General features: G+C 58.2%; 18 protein-coding genes. 10 read left to right on the top strand and 8 right to left on the bottom strand.

What is annotated here, in order from left to right; translation table 11 throughout:
* Window positions 1–2: 2 nt before the first annotated feature.
* The 3 genes from cirA to yieE form a co-directional block, all read right to left on the bottom strand.
* Entirely contained in the window at window positions 3–1,976 is a 1,974-nt protein-coding gene (gene cirA, locus AB1E37_RS07660; protein ID WP_002912926.1) for a catecholate siderophore receptor CirA, read from the bottom strand.
* A 498-nt stretch (window positions 1,977–2,474) separates the two neighbouring features.
* Window positions 2,475–3,944, bottom strand: a complete 1,470-nt coding sequence (locus AB1E37_RS07655; protein ID WP_002912929.1) for an amino acid permease — start codon at window positions 3,942–3,944, stop codon at window positions 2,475–2,477.
* A 178-nt stretch (window positions 3,945–4,122) separates the two neighbouring features.
* Window positions 4,123–4,989: a DNA-binding transcriptional regulator YeiE gene (yieE, locus tag AB1E37_RS07650; protein WP_002912932.1), complete on the bottom strand. Its 867-nt coding sequence runs from the start codon at window positions 4,987–4,989 to the stop codon at window positions 4,123–4,125.
* Window positions 4,990–5,254: 265 nt separating this feature from the next.
* On the opposite strand from yieE, the gene AB1E37_RS07645 reads away from it, so the two are divergent.
* A complete protein-coding gene (locus AB1E37_RS07645) occupies window positions 5,255–6,304 on the top strand; it encodes a YeiH family protein (protein WP_002912935.1) in 1,050 nt (349 codons plus the stop codon).
* A 71-nt stretch (window positions 6,305–6,375) separates the two neighbouring features.
* Complete coding sequence (nfo, locus tag AB1E37_RS07640; protein ID WP_002912937.1) at window positions 6,376–7,230, top strand: deoxyribonuclease IV; 855 nt, start codon at window positions 6,376–6,378, stop codon at window positions 7,228–7,230.
* Window positions 7,231–7,281: 51 nt separating this feature from the next.
* Here the strand turns inward: nfo and fruA are convergent, their stop codons facing one another.
* Genes fruA through fruB form a run of 3 tightly spaced genes read right to left on the bottom strand, consistent with a single transcriptional unit; the run spans window position 7,282 to window position 11,062 of the window.
* The gene (gene fruA, locus AB1E37_RS07635; RefSeq protein WP_002912939.1) at window positions 7,282–8,976 is read right to left on the bottom strand and encodes a PTS fructose transporter subunit IIBC; all 1,695 of its coding nucleotides are present in this window, start codon (window positions 8,974–8,976) and stop codon (window positions 7,282–7,284) included.
* Between the two features lie 16 nt (window positions 8,977–8,992).
* Entirely contained in the window at window positions 8,993–9,931 is a 939-nt protein-coding gene (gene fruK / locus AB1E37_RS07630) for a 1-phosphofructokinase (RefSeq protein WP_002912941.1), read from the bottom strand.
* Window positions 9,932–11,062, bottom strand: a complete 1,131-nt coding sequence (fruB, locus tag AB1E37_RS07625) for a fused PTS fructose transporter subunit IIA/HPr protein (RefSeq protein WP_002912947.1) — start codon at window positions 11,060–11,062, stop codon at window positions 9,932–9,934.
* A 336-nt stretch (window positions 11,063–11,398) separates the two neighbouring features.
* Here fruB and setB point away from each other — a divergent pair, with 336 nt between their 5' ends.
* The gene (gene setB, locus AB1E37_RS07620) at window positions 11,399–12,580 is read left to right on the top strand and encodes a sugar efflux transporter SetB (protein ID WP_032415259.1); all 1,182 of its coding nucleotides are present in this window, start codon (window positions 11,399–11,401) and stop codon (window positions 12,578–12,580) included.
* Between the two features lie 39 nt (window positions 12,581–12,619).
* On the opposite strand, the gene AB1E37_RS07615 is transcribed toward setB, so the two are convergent.
* Window positions 12,620–12,874, bottom strand: coding sequence for a YkgJ family cysteine cluster protein (locus AB1E37_RS07615; protein WP_004175066.1), 255 nt, complete (start codon window positions 12,872–12,874; stop codon window positions 12,620–12,622).
* A 147-nt stretch (window positions 12,875–13,021) separates the two neighbouring features.
* Here AB1E37_RS07615 and yeiP point away from each other — a divergent pair, with 147 nt between their 5' ends.
* Window positions 13,022–13,594, top strand: a complete 573-nt coding sequence (yeiP, locus tag AB1E37_RS07610; RefSeq protein WP_002912951.1) for an elongation factor P-like protein YeiP — start codon at window positions 13,022–13,024, stop codon at window positions 13,592–13,594.
* Window positions 13,595–13,664: 70 nt separating this feature from the next.
* On the opposite strand, the gene uxuA is transcribed toward yeiP, so the two are convergent.
* The gene (gene uxuA / locus AB1E37_RS07605; RefSeq protein ID WP_032447752.1) at window positions 13,665–14,855 is read right to left on the bottom strand and encodes a mannonate dehydratase; all 1,191 of its coding nucleotides are present in this window, start codon (window positions 14,853–14,855) and stop codon (window positions 13,665–13,667) included.
* A gap of 207 nt (window positions 14,856–15,062) precedes the next feature.
* On the opposite strand from uxuA, the gene AB1E37_RS07600 reads away from it, so the two are divergent.
* The 6 genes from AB1E37_RS07600 to AB1E37_RS07575 all read left to right on the top strand — a co-directional run bounded on the left by AB1E37_RS07600 (window position 15,063) and on the right by AB1E37_RS07575 (window position 22,999).
* Window positions 15,063–16,529: a mannitol dehydrogenase family protein gene (locus AB1E37_RS07600; RefSeq protein ID WP_015958742.1), complete on the top strand. Its 1,467-nt coding sequence runs from the start codon at window positions 15,063–15,065 to the stop codon at window positions 16,527–16,529.
* Between the two features lie 120 nt (window positions 16,530–16,649).
* Window positions 16,650–17,627, top strand: coding sequence for a GTP-binding protein (locus tag AB1E37_RS07595; protein WP_015958743.1), 978 nt, complete (start codon window positions 16,650–16,652; stop codon window positions 17,625–17,627).
* 37 nt (window positions 17,628–17,664) lie between these two features.
* Window positions 17,665–18,378 (top strand): phosphatase PAP2 family protein, encoded by a 714-nt coding sequence (locus AB1E37_RS07590; protein ID WP_002912965.1) that lies wholly within the window; start codon window positions 17,665–17,667, stop codon window positions 18,376–18,378.
* A gap of 426 nt (window positions 18,379–18,804) precedes the next feature.
* The gene (gene mepS, locus AB1E37_RS07585; RefSeq protein ID WP_002912967.1) at window positions 18,805–19,374 is read left to right on the top strand and encodes a bifunctional murein DD-endopeptidase/murein LD-carboxypeptidase; all 570 of its coding nucleotides are present in this window, start codon (window positions 18,805–18,807) and stop codon (window positions 19,372–19,374) included.
* Between the two features lie 188 nt (window positions 19,375–19,562).
* Complete coding sequence (locus AB1E37_RS07580) at window positions 19,563–21,125, top strand: cyclic di-GMP phosphodiesterase (protein ID WP_004180649.1); 1,563 nt, start codon at window positions 19,563–19,565, stop codon at window positions 21,123–21,125.
* A 68-nt stretch (window positions 21,126–21,193) separates the two neighbouring features.
* Window positions 21,194–22,999: an extracellular solute-binding protein gene (locus AB1E37_RS07575; RefSeq protein ID WP_016946897.1), complete on the top strand. Its 1,806-nt coding sequence runs from the start codon at window positions 21,194–21,196 to the stop codon at window positions 22,997–22,999.
* Window positions 23,000–23,006: the final 7 nt, after the last annotated feature.

Below are 23,006 nucleotides of genomic sequence, written 5' to 3'. Positions count from 1 at the left end.
AATCAGAAGCGATAATCCACCGCCATAAAGTAGCGACGGCCTTCTTCGGTATAGCTGTAGTCGTCCCGGCTCAAATCTTTATCACCCACGTTCTGCACCCCGGAGCGCAGTTTCACGTTTTTGGTCACCTGCCATGCCGCGCCAACGTCAAACAGGGTGTAGCCGCCCGGCGTTTTGCCGGTGGCGCTCACCGCGCGCTGCTGGCCGGTATAGTTGGCCGTCACGTAGAAGGACCAATCGTCCAGCGGTTTCCAGTCGAGCGTGCCGTTGGCGGTATGGAACGGCAGCGTCTGCAGCGGTTTGTCGCCGCCATTGCTCAGATCGCGACCATCGTTGTAGGTGTAGTTCACCGTCAGCTTCCACTCATCGCCAAACGGGATCTTCACCTCCGTCTCCACCCCTTTGATGCGGGCTTTGTTGACGTTGAAATAGCGGAAGATCGGCACGCGCTTGCCGTTGACGGTTTTCCAGCCGACAAAGTTCGGGTAGCCCGGCGCTTCGCTGGCGCTGGAGGTGCGCAGAACATCGATCATGTCGTCGACATTATTCTGGAAGGTGGTGATGCTGCCTTCGACATTTTCAAGCCAGCCCTCTTCCCCGCGGTAGTAGAGACCGAGCTCGAAGCTTTCGCTGGTTTCCGGTTTCAGATCCGGGTTACCGACGATGCTGCACGAGCCGCGACAGGAGTTGGTGGTCCAGTCGGGGTTAAGCTGCAGCAGCGACGGGGCTTTAAACGCCGTCGCCCAGCCGCCTTTGACGGTGACGGTATCGGTGGCGTTATACACCAGATAGGCGCGCGGGCTCCAGTGATCGCCATAGGTCTGATGGTCGTCCATACGAATGCCGGTGGTCAGCGCCAGCGGCTCGATGATGCGCCATTCGTCTTCGATAAACAGGGCGTACTGGCTAGCCGACGTTGACTGGCCGCCGCTGCTCAGGTTGACCGGATCTTTCAGTTTGTCGTGGCGCCATTCGCCGCCGAAGGTCACCAGCTGGTTAATCATGCCCAGCGGCAGGACATACTTGCCGTCGATGGCATTGCTTTCCGAGGTAATAGTCCCGCTCTGCCCTGGATTTTTGTTATCCACCTTTTCGCCGTAGAACTTGAGCTCGCTATTGCCGATATCCCAGCGGCCGTTATGGCTCAGAGAGTAGTTCTCCCGCTCAAGGCGGTTGCGGTCAAGGGAATCGGAATCGCGATCCTGACGGTCAAAGCCGTAGCCTGCGGTAAAATCGTGGTTTTCGTTCGGCGTCCAGGCGAATTCAACATTGCCATCGCGGCTGGTGAAGCCCTCGATGCGCGGCGTCTCGCCGGTGGCATTACTGGATGACTGCGGATCGTCCTTGGCGCGTTTTGCCAGGCTGCCGTAGGCCTTCATTCCAAGTACGCCGTCGATCAGCGGGCCGCTGGTGAAGAACTGGCCGTTATAGGTATCCCCGCGATCGCGGTGCTCCTGAATAGTGGTATCAGCACTCAGCGTCCCGGTCCATTTCTGGCCGATTTTTTTGGTAATAATGTTGACCACCCCACCGAGCGCATCGGAGCCGTAGAGGGAGGACATCGGGCCGCGCACCACTTCGATACGCTCAATAGCATCCACCGGGATCCAGTTAAGGTCGAAGTCATTGTGGCGGAAGACGGCGTTCCGCGAGTTAACGCGCTTGCCGTCGACCAGGATCAGGGTATAGCTGCTGCTCAGACCGCGGATGCTAACGCCCTTGCGGTTATCCCCTTCGTTGGTGAGCTGGACCCCAGGCACATCGCGCAGCACGTCTTTCAGGTTCTGAACAGGCTTGCGTTGTAAATCCTGTTGGGTGATGACGCTGATGCTCGCCGGCGCGTCTTTGACATTCTGTTCAGTGGCCGAGGCGGTCACCACCAGCGTTTCTTCATTCACATCGGCCAGAGCCGGAAACGCCAACGATACGACGGACGCAGACAATCCCGCCCGGATAAAAGGGTTTAACCTGAACATTCCAAATCTCCATGAGGTGTACAACCAAACAAACAACAAGGTGCTGCTCACACGCGCTGGCGACTTGCCGCTCTGTCGGCGGCATGCTCGCGCTGTTTTCTCGTCGATGTGGCTGGTCGCCCGGTGTCAGTCTGTACAAGCGGCAGAGACGGGGAGTGGCTTCATCCGTAATGGGCGAAAATGATAAAGATAATGATTACGATTATCAATATAATTATGAAGAATTGTGACAAGCTGTAACCGCACAAACATAAAAAAAGCCCTCTGTTCAGAGGGCTTGCGGGTGATGACAAATCTGTCTTCGTTATTGTGCTCACATGTCTGCCGGTTGGCGGCTTTCGCCTTACCCTGCCTACGAAACATAGCAATATCAATCAGTTATGCGATTATCTGTAGGCCCGCGCAAGCGCAGCGCCGCCGGGCAATCCCTGAAGATTGCACTTTGCCAGCAATATAAAGCCCTCTTCACAGAGGGCTTTTATCGCACAATCGCGAAGATTAACGCTTAAAGCGGTCCGGGAAGGTCATTTCGCTGTAGCGAACAAAGCGGGTGCCTTTCGCCAGCTTGTAACCAAACCAGATGACGAGGAACAGCGGAATACCGATGTAGGTCGCCGCCACGCCGCCCCAGTCAATGGTGTCCTTGAGGAACGCTTCGTAGTTCTGTCCGAGGGTGATGATCAGGCACAGCACGAAGGCGAAGATCGGCCCCAGCGGGAAGAACCCGGAACGATACGGCAGATTATTAATATCGTTACCCTGCAGGACGTAGCCGCGACGGAAACGATAGTGGCTGATCGCAATACCCAGCCAGGCGATAAAGCCCGTCATCCCGGAGGTGTTCAGCAGCCACAGGTACACCGTCTGGTTGCCAAACATGGAAGTCAGGAAGCACAGCGCCGCGATCACGGTGGTCGCGTACAGCGCATTACGCGGCACGCCGCCACGCGACAGCTTCGAGAAAATGCGCGGCGCTTTACCGTCGCAGGCCAGGGTGTACAGCATACGCGTGGAGGCGTACATCCCGGAGTTACCCGCCGACAGCACGGCAGTCAGGATAACGGCGTTCATGATTGCCGCCGCCGACAGCAAACCAGCATGCTGGAACACCAGGGTGAACGGGCTGACGGAGATATCCTTCACATCGTTGCGCAGCAGACTCGGATCGGTATACGGAATGATCAGGCTGATAATCAGGATCGCGAAGACGTAAAACAGCAGGATACGCCAGAAGACCTGGCGCACCGCGCGCGGAATGTTCTTCTCCGGATTTTCAGATTCACCGGCAGCGATGCCGATAAGCTCGGTGCCCTGGAACGAGAAGCCGACAATCATCGCCACGCCAATCATCGCCGAGAAACCGCCGGCGAACGGCGCATCCGCGATCCCCCAGTTGCTCCAGCCGGCTGGCTGCGCCCCTTTGAAGATGCCGACAATCATCATCACGCCGACGATGATAAAGATAATGACGGTGGCTACCTTTATCAGCGAGAACCAGTATTCCGCCTCGCCAAAGCCGCGCACCGAGATCCAGTTCAGCAGGAACATGATGCCGAGGAATAAGGCGCTCCAGATCCAGCCCGGAGTGTCGGGGAACCAGTAGCTCATCACCAGCTGTGAGGCCACGAGGTCAACGGCGATCGTCACCGCCCAGTTGTACCAGTAGTTCCAGCCCAGCGCGAAGCCGAAGCCTTCTTCAACATAATTCTGCCCGTAGGTGGCGAAGGAACCGGATACCGGCATAAACGCCGCCAGCTCGCCGAGGCTGGTCATCAGGAAATAGACCATCAAACCGATCAGAATATAAGACAGCAGCGCCCCGCCGGGACCTGCTTGCGAAATGGTTGCGCCAGAGGCAACAAAAAGACCCGTACCGATGGAACCGCCGATGGCGATCATGGTCAAGTGGCGCGCCTTCAGTTCACGACGTAGCGTGGGCGCTTCTGTGGTTTTAGTTTCCGAAACCATGTGATAATGCTATCCATCCAAAAAATGAGGCGCGATTGTAGCAGACGATCGGGGTTCCATCCGGTACAAATGCAAAGTTATAAGAGAGCTTCATGATCGCCCGCAAATTATTAGTAAAGCACTAACCTGCGGAATTGCCAGCGAATTCCCCCCGTAATCAGGCGATAAAACCGGGCTGCTACACCTGGCAATAGTGCAGAAAACGTTGTAATGCTTTAGAAATATGCTTCTGCCGGTGATGGATCCGCCACAGCGTGCGCGTCAGCCGGGGCAATGGCACTTTCAGCTCCGCCAGCGTGCCCGAGGCAAGCTGTTCGGCAATCACCCGCCGCGATAGACAGCTGATGCCCAGGCCATGCCTGACCGCGTGCTTGATCGCCTCTGAATTACCCAGCTCCATGCCCAGATGAAACGCCGGCAGATGCGACAGCAGAACGTAATCGACAATCTCCCGGGTGCCGGAGCCATGCTCGCGCAGGATCCACGGCGCCTCAGCCAGTTGCTGCAGGGTCACCTCCCCCGCCAGCAGCGGTGAGTTGGGCGCGGCAAACACCACCAGTTCATCCTCCAGCCACGGCTCGGCAATAATATCGGCGGCATGGCACGGCCCCTCAATCAGGCCGAAATCCACCCGCAGGTCGGCGACGGCGTTGATGACGTCCAGGCTGTTGCCGACGCTCAGCTCGACCGGCAGATCCGGGAAGTCATGACGATAGCGGGCAATAATCTCCGGCATAATATAGTTGCCGATGGTGCTGCTGGCGTAGACTCGGATCGCCCCGTTATCGCCGCGAAACAGCTGCTCGATCTCCAGGGCCCGCTCCAGCAGCGCCAGCGCACGCGGGTACAGCAGCCGTCCATGCTCATTCACCACCAGTCGTTTACCGACGCGGTCAAACAGCTGCACGCCGAGCTGCCCTTCCAGATCGGTCAGCGCGGCGCTGACCGCGGATTGCGAAAGCGCCAGCATCTGTGACGCCTGAGTGGTCGACCCACTCTTGTGGACTTCGGCGAACACTTCCAGCTGCCGCAGCGTAATATGCATAACCCACCCGTTTAGTAATCCAACCTGAATAACCTTCCTTACTATGGTGACACAAATCGAGGCGGCTGACGGAAGGAAAATCCGCTTATATCACAAAATCATCGTCTTGCCGGCGAGACCGCCCCGCTTCTGCCTAACCCGCTCTCGCCCCGTTGTAACCGGCGAAGCGGCCATTAACCACTTATTACGATTGATTATAAACATATAATCAATTTTATATTTAATCCCGCACGGCGTAACCTTTAGGCAGACAAAGGAGAAGGTTATGACAGCACTCACTTTACCCACCAAACATCGTTCCCTGTGGCATTTTGTCCCAGGCCTGGCGCTGACTGCCGCTCTGACCGGCGCCGCCCTGTGGGCCGGTAGTTTCCCGGCCATCGCCGGCGCAGGCTTTAGCGCCCTGACCCTCGCTATCCTGTTCGGGATGGTCGTCGGCAACACGGTCTACCCGAAAATCTGGCAGCCCTGCGACGGCGGGGTGATCTTCGCCAAGCAGCATCTGCTGCGCCTGGGGATCATCCTCTACGGCTTTCGCCTGACGTTCGCCCAGATTGCCGACGTCGGCGTGAGCGGTATTTTGATTGACGTTCTGACGCTCTCCAGTACCTTTTTTATCGCCTGCTTCCTTGGCCAGAAAGTGTTTGGTCTCGATAAACACACCAGCTGGCTGATCGGCGCCGGCAGCAGCATCTGCGGCGCGGCGGCCGTGCTCGCCACCGAGCCGGTGGTCAAAGCCGAAGCCAGTAAAGTGACGGTTGCCGTCGCCACAGTGGTTATCTTCGGTACCATCGCCATCTTCCTCTACCCGGCGATGTACCCGCTGCTGGCGCACTGGTTTACCCCGGAGACCTACGGGATCTATATGGGCTCCACCATGCATGAAGTGGCGCAGGTTGTTGCCGCCGGCCATGCGGTCAGCCCGGACGCGGAGAACGCGGCGGTTATCGCCAAAATGCTGCGCGTCATGATGCTGGCTCCGTTCCTGCTGTTCCTGGCGGCGCGTGTTAAACAGCTGACCCCGGCAGGCAACGGCGAGAAAAGCAAAATCACCATTCCGTGGTTCGCCATTATGTTCATCCTGGTGGCGGTGTTTAACTCCTTCCATCTGCTGCCGAAAGCCGTGGTGGATATGCTGGTGACGCTGGATACCGTCCTGCTGGCGATGGCAATGGCCGCCCTCGGGGTCACCACCCACGTCAGCGCGCTGAAAAAAGCCGGGGCGAAACCGCTGCTGATGGCGCTGATGCTGTTCGTCTGGTTGATTGTCGGCGGCGGGGTCATTAACGTCGCTATCCACAGCCTGATGGCATAAAGCACTACATCTTTCTCCAGTTAAGCCGCTATCATTACCCACCCCCCAGCGGCTTTAACTGGAGTTTTTTTATGAAATACGTAGGAGCGCACGTGAGCGCCTCAGGTGGACTGGCCAATGCCGCCATTCGCGCCGCCGAAATCGAAGCAACCGCCTTCGCCCTCTTCACCAAGAACCAGCGCCAGTGGCGCGCCGCGCCGCTCAGCGACGAGACCATCGCCGAATTCAAAGCCGCCTGTGAAAAGTATCACTTTGGCCCGGGGCAGATCCTGCCGCACGACAGCTACCTGATTAACCTTGGCCACCCGGTGGAAGAAGCGCTGGAAAAATCCCGTGATGCCTTCATTGATGAAATGACCCGCTGCCAGCAGCTGGGGCTGACGCTGCTCAACTTCCACCCCGGCAGCCATCTGCAGCAGATCCCGGAGGAGGAGTGCCTGGCGCGCATCGCCGAATCGATCAATATCGCGCTGGCGAAGACCGAAGGCGTTACTGCGGTGATCGAAAACACCGCTGGCCAGGGCAGCAACCTCGGCTTTAAGTTCGAGCACCTCGCGGCCATCATCGACGGCGTGGAAGATAAATCCCGCGTCGGCGTCTGCATTGATACCTGCCATGCTTTCGCCGCCGGCTACGACCTGCGCAGCGCCGAAGCCTGCGAAAAAACCTTCGCCGCCTTCGAACGCATCGTCGGTTTTCAGTATCTGCGCGGCATGCATCTCAACGATGCCAAGAGCGCCTTCGGCAGCCGGGTCGACCGTCACCACAGCCTGGGGGAAGGCAACATCGGCCACGATTGCTTCAGCTGGATCATGCAGGACAGCCGCTTCGACGGTATTCCGCTGATTCTTGAAACCATCAACCCGGATATCTGGGCGGAAGAGATTGCCTGGCTGCGGGCGCAGCAGATTGCCGAAGTGGCGTAAATAGAGACAAAAAAAGGGCCGAACAATCGGCCCTTTTTTATTGCGGTAGGATTATGCCGCTTTTTCAACTTCCGCTGTTTGCGCCTCAGGGCGTTTCAGCACGGCGTAGGCAAGGCCCGCCACCAGCGTTCCGGCAACAATCGCCAGCAGGTAGCCCAGCACCGGCGTAATCGCCCCCGGGATCAGCAGAACAAACAGCCCGCCGTGCGGCGCCATCAGTTTCGCGCCGACCGCCATGGAGATAGCGCCGGTTACCGCGCCACCGACGATACAGCACGGCAGAACGCGCATCGGGTCACGGGCGGCAAAAGGAATCGCCCCTTCCGAGATAAAGCACAGGCCAAGAACCAGCGCGGCTTTACCCCCTTCCCGCTGCCCTTTGTCGAACTTATTGCGCGCTACCAGCGTCGCGATACCCATCGCCAGCGGTGGCACCATACCGGCCGCCATGATCGCCGCCATCGGCGCATAGGTCTGGGTACTCAGCAGGCCAACGCCAAAGGCATAGGCCGCTTTGTTTACCGGCCCGCCCATATCGGTACACATCATCGCGCCGAGGATCGCGCCCAGCAGAACCGCGTTGGCGGTGCCCATGGTTTGCAGCCAATGGGTCAGCCAGGCGAGGATACCGGCTACCGGTTTACCGATCAGATAGATCATTGCCAAACCCACGATCAGGCTGGAGACCAGCGGAATGATCAGGATTGGCTTCAGGGCTTCCATACTCTGCGGCAGTTTCAGCTTCGTGCTGATGGCTTTCGCCACATAACCGGCAAGGAAACCAGCGATGATCCCGCCGATAAAGCCGGAGCCGCCGCTAACCGCCAGCATACCGCCGATAAGGCCCGGGGTCAGACCCGGACGGTCGGCAATGGAGAAGGCGATAAAGCCTGCCAGTACCGGCACCATCAGCGCGAAGGCCGAGCCGCCGCCGATCTGCATCAGCGCCGCCGCCAGGGTGTCTTTCACTTCAAACGCTTTGATCCCGAAGGCAAAGGAGAGCGCGATACACAGGCCCCCGGCCACTACCATCGGCAGCATATAGGAGACGCCGGTCAGCAGGTGGCGATAGGCGCCCGCCGACTCTTTTTTCCCTTCAGCAGCCGCCTGAGGTTTGCCGGATGGCTGGTACGGTTTGGCTTCCGCCACCGCTTTATCCAGCTCCTGGGCGGTTTTCTTCAGCGCCAGACCGGTGGTGGTGCGGTACATCGGCTTGCCGGCGAATTTCGCCAGGTCCACCTCGATATCGGCAGCGACGATCACCAGATCCGCCTCGGCCACCTCTTCCGGGGTGATGGCATTGCCCGCCCCAACGGAGCCGCGGGTCTCCACCTTCACCCACCAGCCGCGTTTTTTGGCTTCGGTTTCGATGGCTTCTGCCGCCATAAAGGTGTGGGCGACGCCGGTCGGACAGGCGGTGACCGCGACAATGCGTTTCTGCCCCTGAGCGGCGGCCGGAACGGCTACCGCCGCTGGCGCAACGTAGGGCTTAGCGTGGTCTTTCGCTTCTCCCAGGAACAGCTCCGGATGGGCGACAGCACGGTTAATATCGCCCAGGTAAACGTTTTTACCATTCAGCGCGCTATCGGCCGGCAGCGCGGTTCCCAGCACGATGGCCAGTTCGGCGTCATTCGGGTTATCAATCAGCTCAAGGTGCGCTTTCGGCGCCGCGGCACCCAGCAGGGTTTTCGCCATGTAGGCGCGCGCCTGTCCGAGTCCGGCATCAATAATCAGCAGCGTTTTCATTATGCCTCTCCTGCTGTCAATTAAAGGGTTGTAAGTCGACGCGCGCCATCATCGCGGCCAACTGGGTACGGTCGGTAATTCCTACATTGCTCTGGCTGACGGCCAGGGCAGCGACGGCGGTCGCCAGGCGCAGGGTATGCTCGCTGGATTCACGCATCAGCAGGCCGTAAATCAGGCCGCCGACCATCGAATCGCCGGCGCCAACGGTGCTGACCACTTCCACTGAAGGTGGTTTAGCAATCCACTCCCCAGAGGCGTTGACCCACAGCGCGCCCTCTTCGCCCAGGGAGATCACCACGTGGGCAATACCCTGCTCGCGCAGCGCATGGGCGGCGTCGATAACATCTTTCATCTCCGGCAGCTTGCGGCCAGCCCAGATTTCCAGTTCGCGACGGTTCGGTTTCACCAGCCACGGCGCCGCTTTTAGTCCGGCAACCAGCGCTTCGCGGCTGCTGTCGAAAATAATGCATGGGCACTGGCTGCGCAGACGGGTCATCCAGTCGGTGAAGGCTTCCGGGCTAACGCCGGACGGCAGGCTGCCGCTGACGCAGACCATATCGAACTGCCCGAGCCAGCTCAGGGAGTCGTTGACAAAGCGTTCCCAGTCGCCCGGGGTGACTTCAAAGCCGGAGAAGTTGAAATCGGTCACTTCGCCATCTTTTTCCGTCAGCTTAACGTTGATACGGGTCCGGCCCTGCACCACCTGGAAACGGTTGGCGATCCCCAGCTCGCTGAACAGCTGCTGAAAGCCGTCCTGGTTGTCTTTACCCAGGAAGCCGCCGACGGTGACATCAATGCCGAGATCTTTCAGCACTTTCGCCACATTAATGCCTTTCCCGGCGGCGTGCAGGCCGGTGGTGCGTACCAGGTTCACTTCGCCGCGTTCAATCTCCGGGGTGAATCCCACCAGGTCGTATGCCGGGTTTAACGTAATCGTTGCTACACGTCTGCTCATTTATGCGCCCTCCCCAAGGCCTGCGGCGATCGCTTCGCCAATCGCATCCAGCGCTTGTTGCGCATCCTCACCCTGCGCGGTAAAACGCAGACGGTGACCTTTTTTCACACCCAGCGCCACAACCTTCATCAGGCTGCGACCGTTAGCCGGCTTGCCGGAACCGTCGAGATTGGTAACGGTGATGTCGCTGGAAAATTGTTTAATGGTGTTGACCAGCATGGTGCCCGGACGGGCATGCAGGCCGTGTTCATTGCGCACCACGAATTCGGCGCTCAGCACATCTTCGGCAATGGCGTCGTCGCTGGTCAGCAGCGCCAGCACGGTGGCGGCGTCGGCTTTCAGCAAATGTTCAGCTTTCTTGTCCAGCAGCAGCTTGCTCAGACGGTTCAGCACTGCGGTCGGCTGCTCATCGGCCATCGCCACCGTGACCAGCAGGGAAACCGGCTGCTCGTCGCGGGTAAAGGCGTTAGCCGCGCGGCTGACCGCCACGGCGCTGCGCAAATTGCCTTCCGCACTGTCGTTCAGCCAGACGCCCTGACCGAGGTTCAGCGGCGTATCGTTAATGACGTGGCTAACGAAGGCGGCATCGACAGCGCCAACTTCTTTCAGACGCGCCGCGTTCAGCGCCTGCAGGGTCAGCAGATCGCTGGCCGCGACGTCGAGACTGAGGGTCTCGTTATCCAGCTTCAGCGCTTCGCTCTGCTTCTCTCCCATCAGCAGCGCACGCAGCTCTTCCGCGGTGGTGGCGGACTGCAGCTGCGCGGCGACCGCGTCATCGCTCAGCACGTGGGTCAGCTGACGCAGCAGGCCGAGGTGTTCATCTGAGCTGGCGGCAATCCCGATCGCCACATAGGCGGTCTGCCCTTCACCCCAGGTGACGCCCTGCGGGAACTGAAACACCTGAACGCCAGTCTTCAGCACCTGGTCACGCGTATCCGTCGTGCCGTGCGGGATCGCGATCCCGTTGCCGAGGAAGGTCGAGGTCTGCTGCTCGCGAGCCAGCATGCCGTTCACGTAGCCATCGGCCACGTTGCCGGCGCTGACCAGCGCGGCGGCGACCTGACGGATGGCCTCTTCTTTATTACCGGCCTGCTGGCCGGGATGAATATCCTGCACAGATAACTGGAACATGGTTCTCCTCTCCTGCTGAATTGAATCGTTTCAGCTAACTTGAGAAAAAAGGCGCCATCTGACGGGGAACGGATTGCCGAATGACGCTGAAACGTTTCAAGAATTTTGTACCTTTCTTGCTCAACGCGCAAGGTACGTCAGCGACTTGATCGCAGAACTTAGAGGTACTGCACACTTTTGCTGAAGCTTTAGCTATCGACCGCCTCGAACGTCAGCTTTTTGCTGAACTCTATATTTTGAAACGCCTTTTTAATTATTCGTGCCATACTACTGTTTATTTTTAGCCAGCAGGCGTAAACTCCGCGCCGTCTCCTGAAACTACAGAAAACCAAACCCATGGAAAACCGTAGCGCCGCTCTCCCCCGACGCGGGTTCGATGTCACCTCTTCCGCCTTCTTAATCGTCGCCTTTCTGACGGGCATTGCCGGGGCGCTGCAAACCCCGACCCTGAGCCTGTTTCTGACCAACGAAGTGCACGTCCGCCCGGCGATGGTCGGTTTCTTTTTTACCGGCAGCGCGGTTATTGGCATTCTGGTCAGTCAGTTCCTCGCCGGCCGCTCCGACCGTCAGGGCGACCGCAAGCAGCTGATTGTCGTCTGCTGTCTGCTGGGGGTGCTGGCCTGCGTACTCTTTGCCTGGAACCGCAACTATTTCATTTTGCTGTTCATCGGCGTTTTTCTCAGCAGCTTTGGATCGACCGCCAACCCGCAGATGTTTGCCCTCGCGCGGGAGCATGCCGACAGGACCGGCCGCGAAGCGGTGATGTTCAGCTCCATTTTACGTGCCCAGGTCTCCCTGGCATGGGTGATTGGTCCCCCGCTGGCCTACGCCCTGGCGATGGGATTTGGTTTTACCGCGATGTATCTCAGCGCCGCGGCGGCGTTTATCGTCTGCGGGATCATGGTCTGGCTATTCTTGCCCAGCATGCGTAAAGCAAAGCCGGTAGCGACCGGCCGGCTGGAAGCTCCGCGCACGCATCGCCGCGATGCGCTGCTGCTGTTCAGCATCTGCACCCTGATGTGGGGTACTAACAGCCTGTACATCATTAACATGCCGCTGTTTATCATTGACGAGCTGCATCTGCCGGAGAAGCTGGCGGGGCTGATGATGGGCACCGCCGCCGGACTGGAAATTCCGACCATGCTGATTGCCGGTTACTACGCCCGGCGTTTCGGCAAACGCTTTCTGATGCGTCTTTCTGCAGTGGCCGGGGTGCTGTTTTACGTCGGCATGCTGACGGTGCATACGCCAGCGCTGCTGCTGGCGATGCAGGTGCTGAACGCCATCTATATCGGGATCCTCGCCGGGATCGGCATGCTCTATTTCCAGGACCTGATGCCGGGGCAGGCGGGCGCGGCCACCACCCTCTATACCAATACTACCCGCGTCGGCTGGATCATTGCCGGTTCACTGGCGGGGGTAGTGGCGGAGATCTGGAGCTATCACGCGGTGTTCTGGATTGCGCTGGCGATGGGCGTTGTCACTCAGGCCTGCCTGTGGCGGATAAGAGACGTGTAAGCACATTGGTTTCCATCCTTCTCATCTGCTGCGTTGAGCTCAGGGCGCGGTGGCCAGCTCAAGCTCCAGCAGCCAGGTGATCGCTTCATCGCGGTGGGTGAGGCACATCTCCGGCGAGGGCTGCAGGCTGGCGCACACCTTCGGGCGCAGAGGGGAGCCGAAAATAAGACATAAATTGCGCTCGGAAAGCTGGATACAACGGGTGTTAGCCGGCTTGCCCTGCGGCATGCCGGGGATCGGCGATGATATAGAGGGGGCGATGCAACATGCGCCACAATCAGTACGACATTCCACAACCCGACTCCCAAACGCTCATTTTGCGCCACAGCCTAAACGTTTTGCCAGAAGATAGCAAAACTCGCGAAATCCGCTTGCCTGAACGCCCGGGCGCGAGTAGTTTTACGCGATATTTTTGACTCGTTAAGTGACAGGATTACTGCAATGCCAAGAGCGAATGAAATTAAAAAAGGTATGGTGCTGAATTACAACGGCAAGCTGCTGATTGTGAAAAATATTGATATTCAGTCACCCAGCGCCCGCGGTGCTGCGACACTATATAAAATGCGCTTCTCCGATGTGCGCACCGGCCTGAAAGTAGAAGAGCGCTTCAAAGGCGACGATATCGTCGATACCGTCACCCTGACCCGCCGTTTCGTCGACTTCTCCTACGTCGATGGCAACGAATACGTGTTCATGGATAAAGAAGACTATACCCCTTACACCTTTACCAAAGAGCAGATTGAAGAAGAGCTGCAGTTTATTCCGGAAGGTGGGATGCCAGACATGCAGGTGCTGACCTGGGACGGCCAGCTGCTGGCGCTGGAGCTGCCGCAGACCGTTGACCTGGAAATTATCGAAACCGCGCCGGGTATTAAAGGTGCGTCCGCCAGCTCCCGCACCAAGCCAGCCACCATGAGCACCGGCCTGGTGATTCAGGTGCCGGAATACCTGACCACCGGTGAGAAAATCCGCATTCATATCGAAGAGTGCCGCTATATGGGCCGCGCGGATTAATCATCGGTAACGCCCCGACAGTAAAAAAGGACAGCGCTGGCTGTCCTTTTTATTATACCCATTGCCGCGATTACAGCAGTTCAGGGTATTTGGTCATTTTCAGCGCCAGCTCGACGCCGCGCACTTCCGCCATCCCCTTGAGACGGCCAATCGCCGAATAGCCTGGGTTGGTTTTCTTGCGCAGATCGTCGAGCATCTGATGACCATGATCCGGACGAAATGGGATCGGGCGCAGATCGCCGGCCTGTTTACGCCGCTGCTCTTCACGCAGGATAGCATCCACCACCGCCACCATATTGACGTCGCCGCTAAGGTGCGCCGCCTCGTGGAAGGTTTTTGGGTTTGCTTCACGGCAGGTAGAGCGCAGATGGGTAAAATGGATGCGATCGCCAAAGGTCTCCACCATCTTCACCAGATCGTTATCGGCGCGAACGCCATACGATCCGGTACACATGGTGAAGCCATTATTAATGCTGTCCACCGTCTCCTTCAGCCACTGCATATCTTCGATGGTCGACACGATACGCGGCAGGCCAAGGATCGGCCGCGGCGGATCGTCCGGATGCACAGCCAGGCGGATCCCTACCTCTTCGCATACCGGCACGATGGCGCGCAGGAAATAGGCCATATTTTCACGCAGCTGCGCTTTATCAATGTGGTCGTACTCCGCCAGACGCGCGCGGAACTGGTCAAGGGTGTAGCCCTCTTCCGCTCCCGGCAGGCCGGCGATGATATTGCGAGTCAGTTTATCGATATCTGCTTCGCTCATCGCCTTGAAATAGGCCTCAGCCTGACGCTGCTCTTCTTCACTGTAATCCGCTTCCGCTCCCGGGCGTTTAAGGATATGCAGCTCAAAGGCGGCGAAAGCGATCTGATCGAAACGCAGCGCCCGGGAGCCGTCCGGCAGCTCATATTCCAGATCGGTGCGCGTCCAGTCGAGGATCGGCATAAAGTTGTAGCACACGGTATCGATGCCGCAGGCCGCGAGGTTGCGGATGCTCTGCTGATAGTTGGCAATCCAGGTCGCATACTGCCCGCTGTGGGTTTTAATATCCTCGTGGACGGGAATGCTTTCGACGACCGACCAGGTCAACCCTTTTGCCGCTAACAGCGCCTGACGCGCTTTAATCTCGTCGACCGGCCATACCTGACCGTTTGCAATATGGTGCAGCGCAGTGACGACGCCGGTCGCCCCCGCCTGCCGTACATCATCAAGCGATACCGGATCGTTCGGCCCATACCACCGCCAGGTTTGCTCCATCGCTATGTCCTCACAAAAGTTGTTATACCAATAATGGCGACACTCATGACGACTACCATACATGTTTCTCACCTGGCTGCAAACAGTGCTGGCCTATTGATTGATCCAGCTCACAGTCAGCGGATAATTTCGGCTTACCAATTTAACTTCCTGTCATATAACTTTAGACTGGCATTGTTAATAAGCAGTTAAACAGGTGTGGGAAGAATGACAACAATTGCAACCGCTACGCTACCGAAGAACGTGCAATACCCTCAATACGATCGCAGCCAGCTCCGCTCGCGTATTGTCCATTTCGGCTTTGGCGCGTTTCACCGCGCGCACCAGGCGCTGCTCACCGATCGCGTGCTGAATAACGTCGGCGGCGACTGGGGGATCTGTGAAATCAGTCTGTTCAGCGGCGACACGCTGATGAGCCAGCTTCGCGAACAGGACCATCTGTTTACCGTGCTGGAAAAAGGCGCCGACGGCAACCAGCCCATTGTGATCGGCGCGGTGCACGAATGTCTGAACGCCAGGCTCGATTCGCTGGCGGCGATTATCGAAAAATTTTGCGAGCCGCAGGTAGCGATTGTCTCGCTGACCATTACGGAAAAAGGCTACTGCATCGATCCGGCGACCGGGAAACTGGATCCGACGCATCCGCGCATTATTCACGATCTGGAGAATCCGACGCTGCCGCAGTCAGCTCCCGGTATTTTAGTTGAAGCGCTGGCCCGCCGCCGGGAACGAGGCCTTCCGCCCTTTACCGTGCTCTCCTGCGATAATATCCCCGACAACGGTCACGTGGTAAAAAATGCCGTCCTCGGCATGGCGGAAAAACGCAGCCCGGCGCTGGCGGACTGGATCGCCGACAACGTCAGCTTCCCGGGCACCATGGTGGATCGTATTGTTCCTGCGGCCACACCGGAGTCACTGGCGGAAATCGCCACCGTGCTGGGGGTCGACGATCCCTGCGCCATCAGTTGCGAACCCTTCATTCAGTGGGTGGTCGAAGATCACTTTGTCGCCGGGCGACCCGCCTGGGAGACGGCGGGCGTGCAGATGACCGATGACGTGTTGCCCTGGGAGCAAATGAAGCTGCGGATGCTCAACGGCAGCCACTCTTTCCTCGCCTGGCTTGGCTATCTGGCAGGGCATGCGCACATTAGCGACTGCATGCGGGATGAGGTCTTCCGCCGCGCCGCCCGCCAGCTGATGCTTGACGAACAGGCTCCGACGCTGACCATTACCGGCGTTGATCTGCTGGCCTATGCCGACAGTCTCATCGCCCGCTTCAGCAATCCGGCGCTCAAACACCGCACCTGGCAAATCGCCATGGACGGTAGCCAGAAGCTGCCCCAGCGCATGCTCGATGGCATCCGCGTACATCTGGCGCGCGACAGCCGTTGGCCGCTGCTGGCTCTCGGCGTGGCCGGCTGGATGCGCTACGTCAGCGGCACGGACGACGCCGGTCAGACGATCGACGTGCGCGATCCGCTGGTCGACAAGATCCGGCAGCGGGTGGCGCAGAGCGATGAGCAGCAGCGCGTCGACGCCCTGCTGGGGCTGGAGGAAATATTTGGCCGCGACCTGCCGCACAACGCCCAGTTTGTCGCCGGGATCCGCGCCGCCTGGCAACAGCTGGCGACGCACGGCGCCCGCGAGGCCGTCGCCCGCGCGCTGAATTCTTAACAATATTTGCGCTTATGCGGACAGAATTCTCTTCTGTCCGCCTCAGGACTTCTCTTTTCCCCCTTTTTTCGTCAGGATAGGCGTAACTGTTACAACATTACATTTATCCTGGAGAAAAGAGTGACCAGAACCAATTTGATCACCGGCTTTCTCGGCAGCGGTAAGACGACCTCGATTCTTCATCTGCTGGCGCAGAAGCCTGCGGATGAAAAATGGGCCGTACTGGTTAACGAGTTTGGCGAAGTCGGGATAGACGGCGCGCTGCTGGCCGACAGCGGCGCCCTGCTCAAAGAGATCCCCGGCGGCTGCATGTGCTGCGTCAATGGCCTGCCGATGCAGGTTGGGCTGAACACCCTGCTGCGCCAGGGCAAACCCGATCGCCTGCTGATCGAACCCACCGGTTTGGGCCACCCAAAGCAGATCCTCGATATCCTCACCGCGGCGGTGTATGAGCCCTGGATCGATCTGCGCGCCACGCTGTGCATCCTCGATCCCCGCCAGCTGCTGGATGAAAGAGCCGTCAGCAACGACAACTTCCGCGATCAGCTGGCCGCGGCGGACATCATTGTGGCGAATAAAAGTGATCGGGAAACCCCCGAAAGCGCCCGGGCGCTGGCCGACTGGTGGCAGCGCTGGGGCGGCGAGCGTCGCAAGGTGTCGGCAATCCAGGGCAATATCGATCTGACCCTGCTCGATGAGCCACGACGGAACACCGCCCCGCTGCCGGCGAGCGCGGAGCACGCCCACCGCCATCCCCCCACTTCCGGCCTCGCCGCGCTCAGCCTGGCGGAACACCAGCGCTGGCGCCGACATCTCAACAATGGCCAGGGCTATCAGGGCTGCGGCTGGATCTTCGACGCGGAGACGGTTTTTGACACCATCGGCCTGCTCGAATGGGCCAGGCTGGCGCCAGTGGGGCGCGTTAAAGGCGTGATGCGCATTGCCGAGGGGGCGGTACGAATCAACCGTCAGGGGGAGGATCTCCATATCGAGACCCTCAGCGTCGCTCCGCCCGATAGTCGGATCGAGCTTATTTCCGCGAATGAAGCCGACTGGAACGCACTCCAGACCTCGTTGTTGAGGCTTCGTTTAAGTTAAGGCGGCTAAGGTTGCCGCCGACTGTCACAAAATCGCAATGGCTATGATGAAAAACCGAATTCCTTTAATCCTGCTGCTTAACATCGCGGGTGTAGCGCTATTTTGCTCCTGGTATCTGCCAGCCAACCATGGCGCGTGGTTGCCGGTCGACTCCGCGATCTTCCATTTCTTTAACCATGGCGTCAGCGTCAGCCATGCTTATGCCTGGCTGCTGGCGATCATCAACAATCGCGCCTTCGACGCCTGTTCGCTGCTGGCGATGGGCTGCCTGATGCTGAGCTATTGGCTAAAGGCGCCGACTGCAGGCCGTCGTCAGATCGCCATCATGGGCCTGGTGATGCTGCTGGCGGCGGTGATCATCAACCAGCTCGCACAACACCTGATGCCGGTACAGCGCGCCAGCCCGTCGCTGTTTTTTAGCGATATTACCCGCGTCAGCGACGTCGTTAACTTCCCCACTAAGGATGCGTCGAAGGACAGCTTCCCTGGCGATCATGGGATGATGCTGCTGATCTTCGCCAGCTTTATGTGGCGCTATTTTGGCCGTCGCGCGCTGGGCGTCGCGCTGATTATCTTTGTGGTCTTTGCTTTCCCGCGGGTAATGATTGGCGCCCACTGGTTTAGCGATATTGCCGTCGGCTCCCTGACCGCCGTGCTGATCGGCGCGCCCTGGGTATTGATGACCCCGCTGAGCGATAAATTGATCGCCTTTTTCGATCGCTACTTACCCAGCAGAATATCGGCCAAATAATGTCTCCGGCAGCCGCAAGAGTCATTAACTATAAGGGGACCTTTTGGGTCCCTTTTTACATTTTCCCTTTTTTTCAACATGACGTTCATCTTCTTGTCACATTAATCCCGTGACAAATGAAGGAATTGTCTGTTTTTTGCCCGATATTGCCGTAATTTTGGCCTTTCCCGATGATTCACTTTTTGTCACCAAAATACTTATAAGAAATCGCGCAAAACCGCTCGCCATGCGGCGTTTGATAGGGTAATCTCGTTCTCGTTTTGCCTTTTCCGCAGCATTAATTCAGGGCATGAATAAAATTGTGCGTGACTGCACAAATTTAAGCTTAAGGAATTGTCTCATTGCGGATGGGTATTTAGGCTCTAACACGTTTGGCATTTTTTATAACGACATTGTCGTTAAGGACAACAAGGGAAAATAAACAGCATGGTCAAATCTCAGCCGATTTTGAGATATATCTTGCGGGTAGCCCCCGCGATTGCAGTAGCGGTTCTGCTTTCCGCGTGTAGTTCAACAAGTACCGCCAGGAATATGCATTCTGAGACGCATGCTGTGGGTAGTGGCGATTTATCATCACTGCAAGCCTCTCAGGATGAATTTGAAACGATGGTCCGTAACCTGGACGTAAAGTCCCGTTTAATGGATCAGTATGCCAGCTGGAAAGGCGTGCGTTACCGCCTCGGCGGCAGCACCCGCAAGGGTATCGACTGCTCAGCGTTTGTGCAGCGCACCTTCCGCGAACAATTTGGTCTGGAACTGCCGCGTTCAACCTCTGAACAGCAGGAAACCGGAAAATCGATTTCCCGTGCCCAACTGCGTACAGGCGATCTGGTTCTGTTTCGCGCCGGCTCTACCGGCCGCCATGTCGGGATCTACCTCGGCAACAACCAGTTTGTTCACGCCTCCACCAGCAGCGGGGTGACTATCTCCAGCATGGATGAGCCATACTGGAAAAAGCGCTACAATGAAGCGCGTCGAGTCCTGAGCCGCTCGTAAACTGTCCTCCACCGCCGCCGGTTATCCCTTGGCTGGCTGCGGGATAAAAAACACTGCCCCAGGCAGTGTTTTTTTTTGCCACCTGGTTCTCAACGTCGCAAAATAAGCTATGTCTTTTAAGTGGGAATGAGAAAAACGACGACCGACACTCCGTTGATGCGCTTCAATAATACGGAAAGAATCTGGCTATGCTTACTCGCTACTTTTCGCCCCAGCGTAAAACCTGGTTAACCAGCCTGAGCGTGGGGATCATCGTCGCGCTGTTGGCCGGGAGCATTCAGTTTATGGTGATCTACCATAACCGGGCCGAGCGTTTCGACGCCATTATCAACAATGTTAATACCTATCTGAAAAGCTATTTTCACGACCTGCGCCAGACCATTGACGGCCTGCAGCCGCTGGTGGACCAGCCCTGCGAGAATATTGACTCCGGGCTTACCTCCCACGCCGCGTTCAGCCCCAACGTCCGCGCTTTCCTGCTGGTCAAAAACGGCATCGCCTTTTGCTCATCGGCTACGGGAGCCATGAATACGCCCCTCAGCCAGCTGATCCCGGCCATCGATATCAGCAAACCCGTTGCTATGGCGATTTTACCAGGCACGCCGATGATGCCGAAGAGCGCGGCGCTGGCGCTGTGGGTAGGTAAACCCGGCGATCAAAACAGCGGCATTTTCGTGTCGATTAACGCTAATCTCACACCGTATATCCTCTATTCCGCACGGCAAAACGATTTCAGCGGCATTGCGCTGGCCATCGATCACACCGCTATCTCCACCTTCAGTAATCGGCTGGTGGATCCGCAAACGCTGCATAACGTGCCGATCCGCCAGGCACAGATCGAGGGCTTACCGCTGAAGGTCTACCTGTATGCCAACAGCTGGCTGGCGGAAAATACGCAGTTTGCTCTGCTGCTCGGGGTCGTCTGCGGCCTGCTGGCGGGGCTGCTCTGCTATTACGTGCTGACGATCAAATCGGATCCGCGAAAATCTATTCTGTTGGGGATCAAAAATAACCAGTTCTACATCGTTTATCAGCCGGTGGTTAATGCACAGACTCTACGTATCAGCGGCGTGGAGGTCCTAATGCGCTGGCGCCATCCGGTGGTTGGTGAAATTCCGCCCGACGTTTTTATTAACCTGGCCGAAACCCAGCAGATGATCGTGCCGCTAACCCATCACCTGCTCGCGCTGATCGCCAGCGACGCTGCGGTGTTGAAGCGTATTCTGCCGCGCGGCGTGAAGCTGGGGTTGAATATTTCCCCTGCCCATCTGCAGGCCGACAGCTTCCGTGACGATATGCTGCGCTTCGCCGCCGCGCTGCCCGCCGACCACTTTCACGTGGTGCTGGAGGTAACCGAGCGGGCGATGATTGATAAAGAAAAATCGATGGCTAACTTCGCCTGGCTCCACCGCCAGGGATTCGAAATCGCGATTGATGATTTCGGCACCGGGCATAGCGCGCTGATCTATCTCGAACGGTATAACTTCGATTATCTGAAGATCGATCGCGGTTTTGTGCAGGCGATTGGTACTGAAACAGTAACCTCGCCGGTGCTGGATGCGGTACTGACCCTCAGCCGCCGGCTGAAATTAATGACCGTCGCCGAAGGGGTGGAGACCCAGGAACAGGCGGAGTGGCTTCGCGGCCAGGGCGTTCATTTCCTGCAGGGGTACTGGATCAGCCGACCGCTGTCGCTGGCCGGGCTGGTGGCTGCGCACGATGAACCCGCGAACTATTTCACAACGCGCTAAGTCTCACTTATGATGCGGGAACGGATGTCGGCCATGGGGGCCGGCCATGACAGGGTATTCTGCCGCCTATGTATGCGCGCCTCTTTCTGATTCTGCTGGCTCTGTTTAGCCTGGACGCTAAGGCGCAAACCATTCAGGAAAGCGTAGCCTTCGCGATTATCGGCGAACCGAAATACGCCGCCGGTTTCAGTCATTTTGATTACGTCAATCCCAGGGCGCCGAAAGGCGGCACCCTCACCCTGGCGGCGATCGGCACCTTTGATAACTTCAACCGTTATGCGCTGCGCGGCAACCCCGCGGTACGCACGGAGGCGCTCTACGATACCCTGTTCACCACCTCGGATGATGAGCCCGGCAGCTACTACCCGCTGATTGCCGAGCGGGCGCGCTATGCCGAGGACTATTCCTGGATGGAGATCGCGCTCAACCCGCGCGCCCGCTTCCATGACGGCACGCCGATCACCGCCCGCGATGTGGCGTTTACCTTCAACAAGTTTATGACCGAAGGGGTGCCGCAGTTTCGCCTGTTTTATAAAGGCACCACCGTGAAGGCCATCGCGCCGTTGACCGTGCGTATTGACCTCGGCCAGCCCGGCAAAGAGAACATGCTGAGTCTGCTGAGCCTGCCGGTGATGCCCGAGGCGTTCTGGCGCCAGCACAAACTCAGCGACCCGCTGTCGAAGCCGCCGCTGGCCAGCGGGCCATACCGCATCAGCGCCTGGCGAATGGGGCAATATATTACCTATTCCCGGGTCGCCGACTACTGGGCGGCCGACCTGCCGGTCAACCGCGGTCGCTGGAATTTCGATACGCTGCGCTATGACTATTATCTCGACGACAATGTCGCTTTCGAAGCCTTTAAAGCGGGAGCCGTCGATCGCCGGGAAGAGACCGTCGCCAAAAACTGGGCTACCCGCTACGTCGGTCGCAACTTCAGCCGCGGCTACATCATTAAAGATGAGCATACCAATACCTCGGCGCAGGATACCCAGTGGCTGGCGTTCAATATTCAGCGCCCGATTTTTGCCGATCGCCGGGTGCGGCAGGCCATTACCCTGGCGTTCGATTTCGAATGGATGAACAAGGCGCTGTTTTACAGCGCCTATCAGCGCGCCAACAGCTATTTCCAGAACACCGAATATGCCGCCCGCAGCCTGCCCGACGCAGCCGAGCTGGCCCTGCTGACGCCGATGAAAAACGAACTGCCCTCGGAGCTCTTCAGCCAGGTTTACCAGCCGCCGGTCTCCCGCGGCGATGGCTTCGATCGCGCCAACTTACTCAAAGCCGACGCCCTGCTCAATGCGGCGGGCTGGACGGTGAAGAACCAGCGCCGGGTCAACGCCGCCACCGGTAAGCCGCTGCGCTTTGAGCTACTGCTGCCGGCCGGGGGCAATGACCGCTGGGTGCTGCCGTTTCAGCACAACCTACAGCGTCTGGGGATCGTCATGGATATTCGTCAGGTTGATAATTCGCAGTACAGCAACCGCCGCCGCAGCCGGGATTACGACATGATGCCAAGCCTGTGGCGCGCCATGCCCTGGCCGGGGACCGACCTGCAAATCTCCTGGGCGTCCGACTATATTCACTCCAGCTACAACGCGCCGGGGGTGCAAAGCCCGGTAGTGGATAAGCTGATTGCGCAGATCCTGCAGTGGCAGGGCAATAAGCAGAAACTGATCCCTCTCGGTCGGGCGCTGGATCGTGTGCTGACCTGGAATAACTACATGTTGCCGATGTGGTATATGGCGCAGGACCGCACCGCGTGGTGGAATAAGTTCTCTTTCCCCGCGACCCGCCCCATCTATTCGTCCGGCCTCGATACCTGGTGGTACGACGTGAACAAAGCGGCCACCCTCCCCGCGGACAGACGCTAAGGACATC

It is taken from the genome of Klebsiella sp. Shm-1, assembly GCF_040804525.1.
Taxonomy (GTDB): Bacteria; Pseudomonadota; Gammaproteobacteria; order Enterobacterales; family Enterobacteriaceae; genus Klebsiella; species Klebsiella pneumoniae.
The sequence above is the reverse complement of the archived record's forward strand: the minus strand, read 5'-3'. Positions and strand labels throughout refer to the sequence as shown.

What these genes read in the sequence shown, in the direction of transcription:
- cirA (WP_002912926.1), bottom strand. Translation starts at nt 1,976, where the DNA reads ATGTTCAGGTTAAACCCTTTTATCCGGGCGGGATTGTCTGCGTCCGTC.
- AB1E37_RS07655 (WP_002912929.1), bottom strand. Translation starts at nt 3,944, where the DNA reads ATGGTTTCGGAAACTAAAACCACAGAAGCGCCCACGCTACGTCGTGAA.
- yieE (WP_002912932.1), bottom strand. Translation starts at nt 4,989, where the DNA reads ATGCATATTACGCTGCGGCAGCTGGAAGTGTTCGCCGAAGTCCACAAG.
- AB1E37_RS07645 (WP_002912935.1), top strand. Translation starts at nt 5,255, where the DNA reads ATGACAGCACTCACTTTACCCACCAAACATCGTTCCCTGTGGCATTTT.
- nfo (WP_002912937.1), top strand. Translation starts at nt 6,376, where the DNA reads ATGAAATACGTAGGAGCGCACGTGAGCGCCTCAGGTGGACTGGCCAAT.
- fruA (WP_002912939.1), bottom strand. Translation starts at nt 8,976, where the DNA reads ATGAAAACGCTGCTGATTATTGATGCCGGACTCGGACAGGCGCGCGCC.
- fruK (WP_002912941.1), bottom strand. Translation starts at nt 9,931, where the DNA reads ATGAGCAGACGTGTAGCAACGATTACGTTAAACCCGGCATACGACCTG.
- fruB (WP_002912947.1), bottom strand. Translation starts at nt 11,062, where the DNA reads ATGTTCCAGTTATCTGTGCAGGATATTCATCCCGGCCAGCAGGCCGGT.
- setB (WP_032415259.1), top strand. Translation starts at nt 11,399, where the DNA reads ATGGAAAACCGTAGCGCCGCTCTCCCCCGACGCGGGTTCGATGTCACC.
- yeiP (WP_002912951.1), top strand. Translation starts at nt 13,022, where the DNA reads ATGCCAAGAGCGAATGAAATTAAAAAAGGTATGGTGCTGAATTACAAC.
- uxuA (WP_032447752.1), bottom strand. Translation starts at nt 14,855, where the DNA reads ATGGAGCAAACCTGGCGGTGGTATGGGCCGAACGATCCGGTATCGCTT.
- AB1E37_RS07600 (WP_015958742.1), top strand. Translation starts at nt 15,063, where the DNA reads ATGACAACAATTGCAACCGCTACGCTACCGAAGAACGTGCAATACCCT.
- AB1E37_RS07590 (WP_002912965.1), top strand. Translation starts at nt 17,665, where the DNA reads ATGGCTATGATGAAAAACCGAATTCCTTTAATCCTGCTGCTTAACATC.
- mepS (WP_002912967.1), top strand. Translation starts at nt 18,805, where the DNA reads ATGGTCAAATCTCAGCCGATTTTGAGATATATCTTGCGGGTAGCCCCC.
- AB1E37_RS07580 (WP_004180649.1), top strand. Translation starts at nt 19,563, where the DNA reads ATGCTTACTCGCTACTTTTCGCCCCAGCGTAAAACCTGGTTAACCAGC.
- AB1E37_RS07575 (WP_016946897.1), top strand. Translation starts at nt 21,194, where the DNA reads ATGTATGCGCGCCTCTTTCTGATTCTGCTGGCTCTGTTTAGCCTGGAC.